The organism is Flavobacterium sinopsychrotolerans (genome assembly GCF_900110375.1).
Lineage (GTDB): Bacteria > Bacteroidota > Bacteroidia > Flavobacteriales > Flavobacteriaceae > Flavobacterium > Flavobacterium sinopsychrotolerans.
On sequence record NZ_FODN01000002.1, the window covers coordinates 488192 to 504035 of the forward strand.

Annotated in this window: 14 protein-coding genes; 11 read left to right on the forward strand and 3 right to left on the reverse strand. The window is 36.5% G+C overall.

Features of this window, described 5'->3' with window-relative positions:
• Positions 1 to 8 precede the first annotated feature (8 nt).
• The 11 genes from catC (at position 9) to BMX64_RS06385 (ending at position 9627) form a co-directional block, all read left to right on the forward strand.
• A complete protein-coding gene (gene catC / locus BMX64_RS06335; protein ID WP_091168603.1) occupies positions 9 to 299 on the forward strand; it encodes a muconolactone Delta-isomerase in 291 nt (96 codons plus the stop codon).
• Positions 300 to 348: 49 nt separating this feature from the next.
• Positions 349 to 1275 (forward strand): catechol 1,2-dioxygenase, encoded by a 927-nt coding sequence (gene catA, locus BMX64_RS06340; RefSeq protein ID WP_091168608.1) that lies wholly within the window; start codon positions 349 to 351, stop codon positions 1273 to 1275.
• A gap of 154 nt (positions 1276 to 1429) precedes the next feature.
• Positions 1430 to 2779 carry a Rieske 2Fe-2S domain-containing protein gene (locus tag BMX64_RS06345; protein ID WP_091168612.1) on the forward strand — a complete coding sequence of 450 codons (1350 nt, stop codon included), beginning with the start codon at positions 1430 to 1432 and terminating at the stop codon, positions 2777 to 2779.
• A gap of 1 nt (position 2780) precedes the next feature.
• On the forward strand, positions 2781 to 3266 hold the full coding sequence (gene benB, locus BMX64_RS06350; RefSeq protein ID WP_091168616.1) for a benzoate 1,2-dioxygenase small subunit: 486 nt from the start codon (positions 2781 to 2783) through the stop codon (positions 3264 to 3266).
• Between the two features lie 10 nt (positions 3267 to 3276).
• Positions 3277 to 4296 carry a benzoate 1,2-dioxygenase electron transfer component BenC gene (gene benC, locus BMX64_RS06355; protein ID WP_091168619.1) on the forward strand — a complete coding sequence of 340 codons (1020 nt, stop codon included), beginning with the start codon at positions 3277 to 3279 and terminating at the stop codon, positions 4294 to 4296.
• Positions 4297 to 4312: 16 nt separating this feature from the next.
• Entirely contained in the window at positions 4313 to 5101 is a 789-nt protein-coding gene (gene benD / locus BMX64_RS06360; protein ID WP_091168623.1) for a benzoate diol dehydrogenase BenD, read from the forward strand.
• A 15-nt stretch (positions 5102 to 5116) separates the two neighbouring features.
• Positions 5117 to 5896, forward strand: coding sequence for a 3-oxoadipate enol-lactonase (gene pcaD, locus BMX64_RS06365; protein WP_091168626.1), 780 nt, complete (start codon positions 5117 to 5119; stop codon positions 5894 to 5896).
• Positions 5897 to 5899: 3 nt separating this feature from the next.
• Positions 5900 to 7246 carry a 3-oxoacid CoA-transferase gene (locus tag BMX64_RS06370; RefSeq protein ID WP_091168629.1) on the forward strand — a complete coding sequence of 449 codons (1347 nt, stop codon included), beginning with the start codon at positions 5900 to 5902 and terminating at the stop codon, positions 7244 to 7246.
• A gap of 61 nt (positions 7247 to 7307) precedes the next feature.
• On the forward strand, positions 7308 to 7826 hold the full coding sequence (locus BMX64_RS06375) for an FUSC family protein (protein ID WP_091168633.1): 519 nt from the start codon (positions 7308 to 7310) through the stop codon (positions 7824 to 7826).
• 16 nt (positions 7827 to 7842) lie between these two features.
• Entirely contained in the window at positions 7843 to 9051 is a 1209-nt protein-coding gene (gene pcaF, locus BMX64_RS06380) for a 3-oxoadipyl-CoA thiolase (protein WP_091168637.1), read from the forward strand.
• A gap of 36 nt (positions 9052 to 9087) precedes the next feature.
• A complete protein-coding gene (locus tag BMX64_RS06385; RefSeq protein WP_091168642.1) occupies positions 9088 to 9627 on the forward strand; it encodes a TetR/AcrR family transcriptional regulator in 540 nt (179 codons plus the stop codon).
• A 277-nt stretch (positions 9628 to 9904) separates the two neighbouring features.
• On the opposite strand, the gene BMX64_RS06390 is transcribed toward BMX64_RS06385, so the two are convergent.
• The 3 genes from BMX64_RS06390 to BMX64_RS06400 all read right to left on the reverse strand — a co-directional run bounded on the left by BMX64_RS06390 (position 9905) and on the right by BMX64_RS06400 (position 15819).
• Positions 9905 to 11176, reverse strand: coding sequence for an acyltransferase family protein (locus BMX64_RS06390; RefSeq protein ID WP_091168646.1), 1272 nt, complete (start codon positions 11174 to 11176; stop codon positions 9905 to 9907).
• An 80-nt stretch (positions 11177 to 11256) separates the two neighbouring features.
• Positions 11257 to 14256 (reverse strand): serine hydrolase domain-containing protein, encoded by a 3000-nt coding sequence (locus BMX64_RS06395; protein WP_091168650.1) that lies wholly within the window; start codon positions 14254 to 14256, stop codon positions 11257 to 11259.
• Between the two features lie 54 nt (positions 14257 to 14310).
• Complete coding sequence (locus tag BMX64_RS06400) at positions 14311 to 15819, reverse strand: sodium:solute symporter (RefSeq protein WP_091168655.1); 1509 nt, start codon at positions 15817 to 15819, stop codon at positions 14311 to 14313.
• Positions 15820 to 15844 lie beyond the last annotated feature (25 nt).

Below are 15844 nucleotides of genomic sequence, written 5' to 3' on the forward strand. Positions count from 1 at the left end.
TCAGCATTATGTTATTCCACGTAGAAATGACCGTAAAAATTCCACATGATTCCGATGTGAATTTTGTAAACGAATTAAAAGCAAAAGAAAAAGCAATGTCCCAAGATTTGCAACGCAGTGGAAAATGGGTTGACATTTGGAGAATAGTCGGGAAGTATTCGAACATCAGTATTTTCAATGTAGAAAGTCCGGCTGAACTTCATGACATCTTGAGCAATTTACCCCTTTTTCCTTTTATGGAAATCGAAGTAAAATCATTATGCAAACACTATTCTTCGATAAAAGAAGGACAATTGTAACCCTTTTTAACAATCAAAAAAACTATAATAAATTTATAAAATCAATATCATGACTAGAGCACAAATAGACGGATTACTTCAAAAAATTGAAAGTACTGAAAAAATAGAAGCTGGAAGCGAAAGAGCAAAAGCAATTGTAAACAGAATCCTTCGTGATTTGTTTTATACTATCGAAGATTTAGATATCCAACCGGATGAAGTTTGGACGGCAGTAAATTACTTGACACAAGCAGGTCAAAATGGAGAATACGGTTTAATAGCTGCAGGTTTAGGAATAGAACATTTCTTAGACTTACGTATGGATGAAGAAGAAGAAAAAGCAGGAATGACGGGTGGAACACCAAGAACTATTGAAGGTCCACTTTATGTTGCAGGTGCACCAAAATCAAAAGGATTTGCGCGTTTGGATGACGGAACTGAAGTAGAGCAAGGGGAAGTTTTCTTCATGCAAGGAAAAGTTTTGGATGAAAATAACAATCCAATTCCAAATGCAATTGTAGAGGTTTGGCATGCCAACTTGAAAGGGAATTATTCTTATTTTGACCAATCACAAAGCGATTTTAATTTGCGCAGAACGATAGAAACGGATGAAAACGGAAACTATCAATTCCGCAGTATCCTTCCTTCTGGATATGCAGTTCCTCCTGGCGGATCAACAGAATTACTTTTAAGTGCCATCGGTCGTCATGGAAATCGTCCATCTCACGTTCATTTCTTTGTTTCAGCGCCAGGCTGCAGAAAACTAACAACACAAATTAACTTCGAAGGAGATCCTTACTTATGGGATGATTTCGCTTTCGCAACTCGTGAAGGTTTGGTTCCAGATCTTACCGTAATTACTGATGCAGAAAAAATCAAAGAAAAAGGATTAGACACCCCTTTTTCCTCAATCGATTTCGACTTCACTTTGCACAAAGAAATTGAAGGAATTCACGATGCAGAAGTAGAGCGATTAAGAGCTGAAGCTGTAGCATAATTAAAAAAAGAAACGGTCTATTGCCATTTTCCGAATCTTTTTTGGACTTGTAGAATCCCCGTGAGAATAAATAAATTTTTAACTTTTCTCATGGTGGTTTTACACCAAAATAACTCCGGAGCGGATAGGTTATGACTACTAAACAACAACACAAATGGAAAAATTAAATAAAGAATATGTAGAAAGCCTGCTTCAACACGATGTTGCAAAAGGTTTGTATCGTCATAACAGAGAGTCTTTTACCAATCCGGAGTTGTTCGAATTGGAAATGAAATATATTTTTGAAAACAATTGGGTGTATTTGGCTCATGAAAGCCAAATAACGGAAGCCAATGATTATTTCACGACTCATATTGGCAGACAACCCATCTTTATAGCTCGTAACAAAGAAGGCGAATTGAATGCTTTTATTAATGCCTGCAGCCACAGAGGAGCACAGCTTTGTCGCTATAAAAAAGGGAATAAATCTACCTATACATGTCCTTTTCACGGTTGGACTTTTAATAATTCGGGAAAATTACTAAAAGTAAAAGATGTAAAAGGCGCAGGATATCCGGAACAGTTCAACACAGAAGGTTCTCATGATTTGAAAAAAGTGGCGCGATTTGAATCGTACAAAGGATTTTTATTTGGCAGCTTAAATCCAGATTCTTCCTCATTGGAAGACTATCTCGGTGATACCAAAAAGATTATAGATCAAATGGTGGATCAGGCAGAATTTGGATTGGAAGTAGTACGAGGAGCTTCTACGTATACTTATGATGCAAACTGGAAAATGCAAATGGAAAATGGTGCTGATGGCTACCACGTAAGCTCGGTGCACTGGAACTATGTGGCCACCATGGGAAACCGTAAAGAAGACGGTGTACAAGCGGTAGATCCTAACGGATGGTCGAAAAGTATTGGTGGTGTGTATGGTTTTGAAAATGGTCACATGCTACTTTGGACAAAAATGCTGAATCCTGAAGTGCGTCCGCTTTACAGTCAGTTGGATCGATTGAATGCGGAACTTGGTAAAGAAAGAACCAATTTTATTGTTAATGAAACACGCAATTTGGCTCTTTATCCAAATGTGTATTTGATGGATCAGTTTTCGACTCAAATTCGTGTGGTTCGACCGATTTCTGTCGATAAATCGGAAGTGACTATTTACTGTATGGCACCCAAAAATGAACCTGCGGCCGACCGTGCGTTGCGTATTCGCCAATACGAAGATTTCTTCAATGTAACCGGAATGGGAACTCCTGATGATTTGGAAGAATTCAGATCGTGTCAGGAAAGTTATTTGGCAAAAGCCATGCCGTGGAACGATGTGAGCCGTGGGGCAGAACATTGGGTTTATGGTCCGGACGAACATGCTACCGCCATGGGAATCAATCCAAAATTAAGCGGAATCCGAACCGAAGACGAAGGATTGTTCCTTATGCAGCACCAGTATTGGGCAGAAACTTTGAAGGAGGCTTTGGCAAAAGAGGAATTGATTAATCTAGAAAATAATTTGTAAGATGACGAATTACGATAAAATACAGGCATTTGTTTATCAGGAAGCAAGACATTTAGATGACAAACAATGGGATGAATGGCTTCAGTTATACGATGAAAAAGTAACGTTTTGGATGCCATCTTGGGATGACGAGGATAATTTAACAACAAATCACGAAACCGAGATTTCGTTGATTTATTATCCAAACAGAAATGGTTTGGAAGACCGTGTTTTTAGAATCAGAACCGAACGTTCGAGCGCTACTTTACCGGACACCAGAACAAGTCATAATTGCACCAATCTTGAAATTCTGGAAGAAAACAACGATGAAGTTAAAATACGTTTTAACTGGAATACACTAAGCTTTCGATACAATAAATTGGATCAGTTTTTTGGTGTTTCCTTTTACACTTTGAAAAAAGTGGGAGATTCATTTTTAATCACTAATAAAAAAGTCATCCTTAAGAACGATTATATTCGACAAGTGCTTGACATATATCATATTTAATACAAAAGTAATGGCAAAAATAGCATTAAACTTTGAGGACGGAGTTACCCGATTTATAGATAGTTTACCCAATGAAACGGTGGCAGAAACTGCGTATCGTGTTGGGATAAACATTCCGTTAGATTGCGCTGATGGCGCTTGTGGGACTTGTAAATGTAAAATGAGATCAGGAAATTTTGATGCAGGAGACTACATTGAAGAAGCCTTATCAGATGAAGAAGCAGCGGCAGGTTTTGCGCTTGCCTGTCAAGTGAGACCAAAATCAGACCTTGTGGTTGATATTTTGGCGAGTTCTGCTGCCTGCAAAGTTAAATCTACGGCTGTCGCTACTGAAATCAAGGAGTTAAATCGATTGTCTTCCGAAATCTACCAATTAAAATTGCGTGCTGCTGACGGGAGTTCTTTTCAATTTCTTCCGGGACAATATGTAAATATTGAGGTTCCAGGAACTTCACAAACCAGATCATATTCGTACAGTTCACAACCTGATACAACTGAAGGGGAGTTTTTAATCAAATTAGTTCCTGGAGGATTGATGAGCAGTTATTTAAAAAATGAGGCAACTGTAGGTGGGGAATTAAACATTGTAACTCCTTTGGGTAGCTTTTATTTAAGAGAGGTACAACGTGATTTAATCTTTATTGCTGGCGGTACTGGGATTGCCCCTTTTATGGCCATGCTTGAAAAGCTAAAAGCAGAAAAGAATACGACACCAATTCATTTGTTTTACGGAGCTACTACAGGCGAGAATGTGGTGGAATTGGAACGTTTGAAAGCGTTTAGTGAAATTATGCCATTAAAAATACACACTTGTACTTCTGATGAACAAGCAGAAGGTCATGATAAAGGATACGTTACCCAATGGATTAACAAAGAACTTCTTGGCGATAAAGCCTACGATATTTATATCTGTGGACCAAATGCGATGGTGGAAGCGGTAAAAACTACGCTTGATAAAGAGGCGATTCAACATGTTAATTTTTACATGGAAAAATTTCTTCCAACGGGTCAGGAAAATCTACAATTATAATTTTTAAACAGTAAAAATGCTTCACCCCAATAGATTTTCAGGAAAAGTGGCCGTTGTTACCGGTGCCGCGCAAGGAATAGGAAAAACGGTTGCATTGCAACTTTTAGCCGAAGGTGGTTCGGTAATATTAGTTGATCGTTCTCCAATAGTAAATGAAATAGTTTCACAATTGAGTGAAGAACAAAAAAATAAAGCACTTGCAGTTGTTGCTGATTTGGAGCAATTTTCAGGCTTTCAGGCGGTAGTGGAACAAGCTGTTGCAAAGTTTGGAAGAATAGACATTTTGATTAACAATGTAGGCGGAACCATCTGGATGAAACCTTTTGCAACTTATGAAGAAGATCAAATAGAAAAAGAAATCCGTCGTTCGCTTTTCCCAACGCTTTGGGGCTGTCGTGCCGTTCTTCCGATGATGTTGGATCAAAAAGGAGGGGTAATCGTGAATGTTTCTTCGGTTGCCACCAGAGGAATTAATCGTGTTCCTTATGCTGCTGCAAAAGGAGGAGTAAATGCTCTTACGGCTGCTATGGCTTTTGAATATGCAGAACAAAATATTCGGGTAAATGCGGTTGCACCAGGAGGAACCGAAGCTCCGGAACGCTTAATTCCTCGTAATGAAACGCCTGATTCGGAACAGGAAAAAATATGGAGACAAGAAGTGGCGAATCAAACCACGGAATCGAGTTTAATGAAACGCTACGGAACCATTGAAGAACAAACCTCGGCGATACTTTTTCTGGCATCCGATGAAGCTTCGTATATCACAGGAATTACAATTCCGGTTGCCGGTGGTGATTTAGGTTAATATAAAAACGAAATAATGTCAAAAATAAAAATACAGCATACAACATTGAATTATGTATTTGATGATTTCAAGAAGGAGCAAACTATTGTTTTTTCTAATTCATTAGGAACTGATTTGACGATGTGGGATAAACAAATAGAGTTGCTTGGTACAGAATTTAATATTCTGCGGTACGATACTCGCGGTCATGGAAAAAGCGAAGCTACCGAAGGAGAATATTCTATTGAAATGCTAGGGAATGATGTTTTGGATTTATTGGATCATTTAAAAATCGAAAAAGTAAATTTCTGCGGATTGTCTATTGGCGGATTGACCGGACAATGGTTGGGAATTCATGCGCCGGAACGGTTGAACAAACTGATACTTTGTAATACTGCCGTAAAAATTGGAAACAAAGAAGGCTGGAATACCCGAATTGAAACGGTTCAAAAAAATGGTTTGGACAGTATCGTTTCAGGAACGCAGGAACGCTGGTTTACATCTGAATACCTTACCGAAAATAAAACGGAGGTTGATTCGGTTTTAGCAAAGTTTGTGCAAACGCCGGTAGCAGGATATAGTTCTTGTTGTGCTGCCGTTCGGGATGCTGATTTTACAGATGAAGTTTCCAAAATTTTAGCGCCAACCTTAATTATTTCCGGCACAGAGGATTTGGTGACAACCGTAAACGATGGTGATTTTCTAATGGAAAAAATCCCAAACTCGTTATTGGCTGCCTTAAAAACGGCTCATATTTCAAATATTGAAAAAGCCGATGATTTTACAAAACTACTTATAGAATTTATTAAAAATTAAATTATGAAAACAGTTCCACAAATAACAACCGAACAAGCCGCAGCCATGGTCAAAGATGGTGATACCTTATTACAAGGTGGTTTTGGGATGACGGGTAATCCAGTCCATTTAATGGATGCTTTATCGAAAACGGAAACTAAAAACATCACTTTTATTGGAAACAATGTAGGCGAAGCGGGAATTGGGGGCGGGCGTTTGTTGCGAAACGGACAATTGAAAAAAATGATTGGTTCTTTTTTTACCAGTAACCCCGAAGCGGTGAAAGCTGCTCAGGATGGAATTGTAGAATATGAATTGATACCGCAAGGAACTTTGGCGGAAGCCTTAAGAGCCGGAGGTGCGGGAATAGGAGGTTTTTATACGCCAACTGCCGCCGGAACGCCTATTGCAGAAGGGAAAGAGACTAAAATAATTGATGGGGTAGAACAGGTCTTTGTGAAAGGAATTCGGGGAAACATTGCTTTTATCAGAGCGTGGAAAGCGGATACAGCAGGGAATTTAATCTATCGTATGACCGAACAAAATTTCAATCGTGCTATGGCAACAGCCGCTGATTTGGTTGTGGCAGAGGTAGAAGAAATTGTACCGGAAGGAACTTTAGATCCCAATTACATTCACACACCGGGATGCTACGTCGATTACTTGGTTCAGGCAACACTTACTTTGGAAGACTTAGGTTCATCGGCATCGGTGAGCAAAGGAAAAAAAGTGAGTGAAGACCGTATGAATATGGCCAAACGCGCGTTACAGGAATTGAAAAAAGGAGATGTAGTCAATTTGGGAATCGGAATTCCAACCTTAGTTGCCGATTTAATTACACCCGAACACGGTGTTATTTTACACACAGAAAACGGAATGTTGGGCGTTGGTCCGGAGCCTGTAGATGGAGGAGGAGCAATGAATTATCCAGTTAACGCTGGGAAAATTCCAGTTACGGCAGTACCGGGAAGCAGTTATTTTGACAGTGCAGATTCTTTTGCCATGATTCGTGGAAAACATGTTGATATTGCTGTAATGGGAGGTTTAGAAGTAGATGAGCACGCGAATCTGGCGAATTGGGCTGTTCCGGGACAACCTTTATTAGGAGTTGGCGGCGCAATGGATTTGGCGTCAGGAGCAAAAACGTTGATTATCACGATGAATCACAACAACAGAGACGGAAGTTCTAAAATTGTGCCTACTTGCACCTTGCCTTTGACGACTTTAGGGTCTGTTGATATGGTAATTACAGAGTTGGCCGTTTTCAAATATATTGATGGCAAATTGACTTTAATAGAATTAATGCCGGAAGCAACTTTAGAAGAAGTTCGAGAAAAAACGGAAGCAAAATTCGTGGAACAATTAGCATAAAAAAAGGATAGAATAGAATTGCCTTTAGTTTTTCAATTCTAATGAATCTAATACTAATCGAATGGTAAACAAATTAATACGATACAGTGTCGGATCTGATTTAATTATTTACGGGTTTAAATGCATCATTGGTTTTCTAATTGGCTATCAATTGTATTTGGGTTTCCCTGAATATGAGCTGTATTGGACGATGCTTTCTATTATTTTGGTGATTTCGCCCGAGGCAAAAGATGCGCGTCGTTTATCGATTGAACGGTTTAAATCGAACCTAATTGGCTCCGGAATTGGATTGTTTTGTTATTTTATTCACGCCCCAAATGTCTATATGTTAGTGTTGGGTATTGTTCTTTCCATAGCCACTTGTTATTTTTTTAATCTGATGAATGTGGCGCGAACCGCAATCGTAGCACTCATCATTGTGTTAATTCATGAACAAGAACAAATGTCATGGACAGGAGCAGTGGAACGCTTTATATCGGTGACCACCGGATGTTTTATTGGATTGTCGATTACCATTATCACATCGGCAGTAATTAATTATTGGAGAAAAAAAGCAAACCTTCCGCAAGAAGAATTATAATTTAAAAGTAATAAAAATGAATACAGAAGCATATATAATAGATGGAATCAGAACGCCAATAGGAAGTTTTGGCGGAACACTTTCTGCTGTCAGAGCAGATGATTTGGCGGCAATTGTCATTAAAGAACTGGTTGACCGAAATCCAAATATTCCACCCGATGCGATTGATGATGTTATTTTGGGATGTCACAATCAAGCCGGAGAAGACAATCGGAATGTGGCTCGAATGGCGTCATTGCTGGCGGGACTTCCGGTTACAGTTCCGGGAGAAACGGTTAATAGATTATGTGCTTCAGGAATGTCTGCAATCATTGGAGCATCAAGAGCAATAAAATCTGGAGATGGCGATATTTTTATTGCCGGTGGAGTAGAGCACATGACGCATGGTCCATTGGTGATTTCAAAAGCATCAAAAGCCTATGGATCCGATTCTAAAATGGAAGATTCGAGTTTTGGATGGCGTTTTGTAAACCCAAAAATGAAACAAATGTACGGCGTGGATCCTATGGGAATCACAGCTGAAAATTTAGTGGATTTGTACGAGATCAGTCGGGAAGACCAAGATGTTTTTTCTTATAATTCACAAATGAAAGCGTCAAAAGCGCAAGAAAATGGTGTTTTGGCGCAAGAAATTATTCCGGTTAGCATTTCGCAGCGAAAAGGCGAACCGATTGTTTTTTCTGAAGATGAATTTGTAAGAGCCAGTACAACATTGGAAACTTTGGCTAAATTAAAATCGGCTTTCAAAGTAGATGGAACGGTTACTGCAGGAAATGCTTCGGGATTGAATGACGGTGCAGCGGCTACTTTTATTGCTTCTGAAGCTGCGGTAAAAAAGTACAATTTAAAACCGTTAGCCCGAATCGTAAGTTCGGCGGTTGTTGGGGTTGAGCCTCGAATTATGGGAATTGGCCCCGTTACGGCAACGCAAAAAGCTTTGGCGAAAGCCGGATTAACATTGAATGATATCGACATTATTGAATTGAATGAAGCCTTTGCAGCTCAGAGTTTGGCCTGTACACGAGCTTTGGGACTTCAGGACAATGATTCTAGAGTTAATGTGAATGGAGGTGCAATTGCTTTGGGGCATCCACTGGGAATGTCGGGAACCAGAATTGTATACAGCGCTGCTTTATCCTTGCAACGTTTAGAAAAACGATATGCTTTAGCAACCATGTGTATTGGTGTTGGACAAGGATATGCTGTAATTATTGAAAGGGTTTAAAATTATAAAAACGCTCTCAATCTAAATAATTTACAGATGAGCAAAAAGAAAGATATACTCGACGCAGCTCTCAAACTGTTTACAGAAAATGGAGCACGAGCCACATCTACAAAATCGATTGCTTCTGAGGCGGAAACTTCAGAGGCTTTGATTTTTAGACATTTTGGTACGAAAGAAAAATTATTGGAGGAAATTATTAAACACGGCTATCAAGAAGCTACAAAAATAATTTCCAATTATTTAAATAACGAAAACGGATTGGAATATATTTTAAAAATTGTTGAGGTTCCCAGAATTTTGGTGGATTCTCATCCCGATTTTTGGAAAATGCAACATAAAATCATTGCTTTAAATTCTCTTTCTCAAAAATACCACGACATTTTCATGAAGCCCTGTTATGAAAAACTAACAGTAGCTTTTTTGAAATTGAATTATGAAAATCCAACTTTGGAAGCGGAATTGCTACTGATTTATATCGATGGAATGTGGAAACATTTTGCCTCGCAACAATTGGATTCTAAAACCGAAAGTGCCTTGACAAAACTAGTACAACAGAAATATAGAGTTTTGAGTTAAGTAAAGGGAAGTTTCCTTTTGAGAATGGAAAATGGATTATGGCTTTAAATAGAAAAAAATCTAAAATACTTGATGTTTTAGATTTTTTTTGAAAAAAAAATAAGATATATGCGATAGTAAAGAATTTCTTTGAACTGCTAAGGGTTGCATTTTATAATTCAAAAATAATTTGATTCATAAAATGCAACCCTCTTTTTTATACTTTTTTAAAACGTTTAGGATACTCTTGTTTTTTAACCACCAAAGGTAAAAAAACTTAGTACGATAATTTTAAGAGTTATACTTTAAAAATTAATTTATTTTTATAAAACACCCATAAAATTATAGACCAAAAAACAGCATAAACTAATGCGTAAGTTAAGGAAGCATCTAATGGATTGCTAAAAAGAGGGACAATATTATAATTGTAAATATAACTCTGAAGATTAATTTCTTCAGTTGCTATTTCTGGATTTTGAATCTTAATTGAGCTCAAAACTCTTGGAATTATTCCCGAAAAGAAAAACACAATCATGGGATTTACGCCCCAAATTAAAAACAGTTTAATCCATTTATTATAATTTAGAACATCAATTATCCAGTACAATAGAGTTAAGCATATTGTAGCAATACCAGCAGTATATAATACATAAGAACTTGTCCAAAGCGATTTGTTTATTGGAAATACGATACTCCAAAGCAAACCTGTAATCAATAGCGCAATTCCTATGATAGCTGTTTTTTTGATAATTTCAACTTTTGGAATTTGTAAGTTTAATACCTGTCCTATAAACATTCCAAAAATTCCAGTTGCTAAAGCAGGTAAAGTACTCAAAATTCCTTCTGGATCCCAAGTTTTGGAGTAACTCCATAGATGTCCTTCTAATACTAAATTATCTAGCCACGCAGCTAAGTTGGTCCCTTTTTCAAAATTTGCGACACCAAATCCCGGAACTGGCATGAAACCCATTGCAAGCCAATAACCTAGTAAAATGGAAGCGGCAACCAGAAGTTGTGTTTTTAGATTTGTTTTTAAATATAAAAGAGCCGCAAAGAAGTATACAATTCCAATTCGCTGTAAAACTCCTGGGATTCGTACATCCCGAAATGCTTCAATTTTACTGAATGCTAAGATTAGTAATATTGCGAAAATTCCAAAAACGAGATAGGTTTTAATTTTTAAACTAAAGTTTCCTAAAAGTGCATAAGCGACTGCAAAAGTTATCATCAACCTGAGCAGTAACAAGGAAATCCCCTCTAAGCCCAATAATTCAATTCTACTGAAATAATTTAAAAATAATCCTAAACAGAAAATTCGTAAGGATCGAACTATAATTTTATTAAAAACTAAATAATCAAATTGTTTCGTTGGCATTGCAAAAGGGATTGCGCTACCCATTATAAAAATAAAAAAGGGAAAAACTAAATCGGTCGGAGTACAGCCATGCCATTCTGCGTGAGCCAAAGGCGGATAAATAGCGGCCCAACTTCCCGGGTTGTTGACAATAGTCATTAATAAAATGGTAAATCCTCGAAATACATCTAGTGAAATTAAACGCTCTTTTGTCATTTTTTTAATTTAGATTATTTGGTTAATTTAATTATTGGAAACCTACTTCATTCAGGTTTACTAAAATGGTGTTAACAATTTTATTTGACGATAGCTTCCTGAATTATTTGCTGAATGTCTTCTCGAATTTTTTCTTTAGACAATTTATTTCCGTCACCGGAAACTTCCGGATAGGTTCTATTGGATAAAAATACATAAACAATCTCTGTTTCTGGATCGACCCAAGCTATGTTTCCCGTGAAGCCGGTATGACCAAAACTGGATTCAGAAACGCATGCGCAGGTAGATCCGTCTTTCCCTATTCTTTTATCAAAACCTAAACCTCTATGAACTCCTTCAGAACTGTAATAGGAAGTATTGAAGGCATCGAATGTTTTTTCGGAAAAATATTGCTTATTGCCGTAATTTCCTTTTTGTAAAAACAGCTGCATCATTTTGGCAACATCCATAGCGTTAGAAAAAATTCCGGCATGACCGGCTATTCCGCCTTCCATTGCCGCTGCCATATCATGAACGTATCCCTGAACAACCTGGTGTCTAAAATAATTATCAACTTCAGTCGGTGCAATTCCATTTTTATCAAATTTTTCTAAGGGATTGTAAAGCGTATTATTCATTCCAAGTGAGCTGTAAAATTTTTTCTGGCTTAAAACTTCTAATTTCTTTTTAGTTTTTCTTTCGAGGTATTCTTTCAGGATAATGAAGGTGAAATCGCTGTATTTGTATTCTCTTTTAATTGACAATGGACTATTTGCAATGATTTTCATTATGGTATCGTGATAATCATTTCTAATAAAAAGACCGTCGGCTACTTTTGTGGAAAATTGGGAGTCAGCTATTTTATGATAGTATTTTTCCAAAGGTTTGTTTTCCGTGTCCAAAGTTGCTTTGTAAAATGGAATCCAAGCCTGAAGCCCAGCATAGTGTGTCAGTAAATCCTTGAAGTTGATGTTTGCTTTATTTGTTTTTGAAAAAAGGGGAACCATTTTTTTTAATTTGGTATTCAGATTCACTTTATTTTGATCGTATAATTGCATCACGTTAGGCAGAGTCGAAATCATTTTTGAAATCGAGGCTACATCATATAAGTCTGAATTTAAAACTTTCGTGGTATTATCATAGGTATGGTAACCATAGGATTTCTGGAAAATCACATTTCCTTTTCGAGCGACAAGTACCTGCATTCCAGGAGTCATTTTACCATCAATTGCTTTTTGGGCTATAGTATCGATTTTAGATAAAATCAATGGATTCATTCCTTCATTTTCTGGGGTTGTAAAACCCAAACGGTTTAATTTTTTGGTTGATAAACCCTCATTTATATGGAAGGATGAATTAATGGATACGGGTAATTTTCCTTTGGCTTCTATAGCTCCAAATAGTAATTCTGCTGAAACCACCTGACTTATATCAGAGTTTTGGTAGGAAACTACTAATCCTTCAATATCATCAAAATTATTGATTGGCAATAGGGAATAAGGCTTTGTAAAAATATCCAAAATCACTTTGTTGTGCTTTGCAATTTTTTGTAACCAAAGTAATTCAGTTTCCGTAAAATTCTGTTTTTCCCAAGTTTTGTTTAATTTATGGAAACTAATGATAACAGTATTGTATTTTTTTAATTCGCTGTTTAGACTATCAATATTAGTGTTATATATTTCCGTCACTTCGGTATATTTTTTTAATGTAGTGACAAAAGTGCTGTTGACATCATCTCCCAGTTTTACGTATGCAATTTTCTGATCTAAATTTTTGATAGGAAGTATTTTCTTTTCATTTTTTAAAACAGTGATTGCATTTTCATACAATTTATAATGTAAAGCATCATTTTCTGAAGGATTGATGTCTTGAACTAAGTTTTCTAAAGCAATAGGCTTGTATTTATTCAATCCCGCTTTGTACTTATAACGCAATATTTTTTTTACCGAATAAGCCAAACGTTCTTCGGTAAGAATTCCATTTTTGTAGGCTGTTTCTAGTTTTTCGAAACCTGCCGGTACGTCTACTGGACCAAGTAAAATATCATTTCCAGCAAGAATGACAGCTAATTCAAGATCACCAGGACCTAGGAAATCTGTGGCGCCTTTCATGGCTAAACCATCTGTAAAAATCAATCCTTCAAAACCCAGTTGCTTTTGAAGCAAGTTGGTTACTACATTATACGAAGCGGAAGAAGGCAGATTTTTTCTAGGATCTAAGCTAGGAATTTCAAGGTGTCCAACCATAACAGAGACCAAACCTTCATCGAATATTCTTTTGTAAGGATACAGTTCCACCAAATCGATTCGTTCTTTTGAAAAATCAACCAAAGGCAATGTATGATGCGAATCGGCAGCCGTATCTCCGTGTCCTGGAAAATGTTTTCCGGTACTGAAAACACCTTGACCTTGAACGCCTTTCATGTAGGCGATGGCTTTGTCGCTAACATTAGTTTTATCTTCACCAAAAGAACGGTTGCCAATAATTGGGTTTTTTGGATTGGTGTTGATGTCAAGAACTGGAGCAAAATTAAAATGGATTCCCATTCGCTTGTTCTCATTCCCCATGTTTTTACCAACTTTCTCAATTAAATTTAGATCTTCAATCGCTCCCAAAGTCATGTTCCAAGGATATCGATAGGTAGAATCTAATCGCATGCTCAATCCCCATTCGGCATCTATTGCAATAAATAATGGGACATTAGATTTAGACTGATACGCATTAGTTAATTTCGCTTGACGCATTGGTCCACCTTGAAAAAAAAGGATTCCACCAACTTTGTATTCTTCGATTAGGGCTTTAACTTCATTTTCGTGAACAGAATCTTTATTAGAATAAGCTGAAATCATATACAATTGGCCTATTTTTTCTCGACTCGACATTTTGTTGTAAATACTGTCAACCCAATTCGTTTCACTTTCAGAATTTTTAAAAAAAGTCTTTCTTTCTGATTTACTTTTAGGAACATAAATGTCTATTTCTTCTGAAAAGGAAGCTTTTTTTAAAGCGGTAATTGTATTGGTTTTTTTAGAAACAGCACAATTGGTAATCAAAAATATAAATGCGGCGTAGAGGCTAATCTTTATAAAGTAATTTTTCATCTAATTATTTTTTTGGACAATTGATTGGTCAATTATTTGTGTTTTTAATGTGATTTAAAAACTAATTTTTTTAATGCTATGGGAACTTGTCAGGAACAATCCTAAGTAAGTTAATAGTCCGTTTAGTACTATTAATTCATTATCAAATACATAACCCGAAAATAATATTTTAGAGTTTTCATTTATTATATACGTTAAGAAAGGAGCTAATAGGCATATAAATGGGACTAATTTATCATTTACGTTTCTTGATTTTTGAAACAGACCAAAAGCATATAATCCTAATAATGGGCCATAAGTATAAGAAGCAACCTTGAATATCATCCCAACAACAGAACTATCATTGATTGAATTAAAAATGAGTATTACTAAGAATATTAATGCTGAAAAACTGATATGAACAATATGCCTTTTACGTACGGTATTTTGTTTATGGCTGTTTTCGGCTTTGCCCATTCCCAAAAAATCGACACAAAAAGAGGTCGTTAAAGCCGTCAGAGCAGAATCGGTAGTGGCAAAAGTGGCTGCAATAATCCCCAATAAAAATATAATTGCGGGAATTGTTGATAAATGATTCAATGCGATTTCAGGAAAAAGCAAATCGGTTCTGGGTTTATTTGTAATTAAATCAACAGGGATTGCAATTCCGTTTTTATCAGCATAAATATAAAGTAAAGCACCAACACTTAAAAAGAAAATATTGATTATAACGAAGATTCCTGTAAAGGTAAACATGTTTTTTTGTGCATCACCAATGTTTTTGCAGCTCAGATTTTTTTGCATTAAATCTTGATCTAGCCCAGTCATAGCTATAGTTACAAACATTCCTCCTAATATTTGTTTTACAAAATGAAATTTACTTCCTAGGAAATCATCAAAGAAAAATATTTGTGAATAATTACTGTTTTTAACTTCATTGAAAGCACTAACGGCACTTAAATTCATACTGTCGCAAATAAAATAGATGGTAAGGAAAACCGATGTCACAAGGAAAAAAGTCTGCAAGGTATCCGTAATAATAATTGTTTTCAATCCACCTCTGTAGGTGTAAGAAAAAATGAGCAGCAAGGAGATTAATACAGTTAATGCAAACGGAATATTATAATAATCAAATACGAAACGCTGTAATACTATTACCACTAAATAGAGTCTGAATGCAGAACTTACCGTTCTGCTAATCAAGAAGATACTGGCTGCTGTTTTATAGCTATAAAGCCCCATTCTCTGTTCTATATATCCATAAATCGAGGTTAGATTCATTCTGTAATATAGCGGTAATAATAATTTTGTAATTATTATAAATCCGATAGCATTACCCAATACAAACTGAAAATATTTGAATTGTTCGCCACTCGCGGCGCCTACTTCTCCCGGAACAGATATAAAAGTTACTCCCGAAAGAGCGGTTCCTATCATCCCAAAAGCAACTAAATACCATTTTGAATTTTTATTGGCGGTGAAAAAAGCATCATTCCCATCATCTTTTTTGCTGACTCTATGTGAGATGTAGAATAATGTTGCGAAATAAACGATGATAAGGATTAGGATTGCACTTGGAGTCATTTTGTATCTTTATAGGTTTATTGTT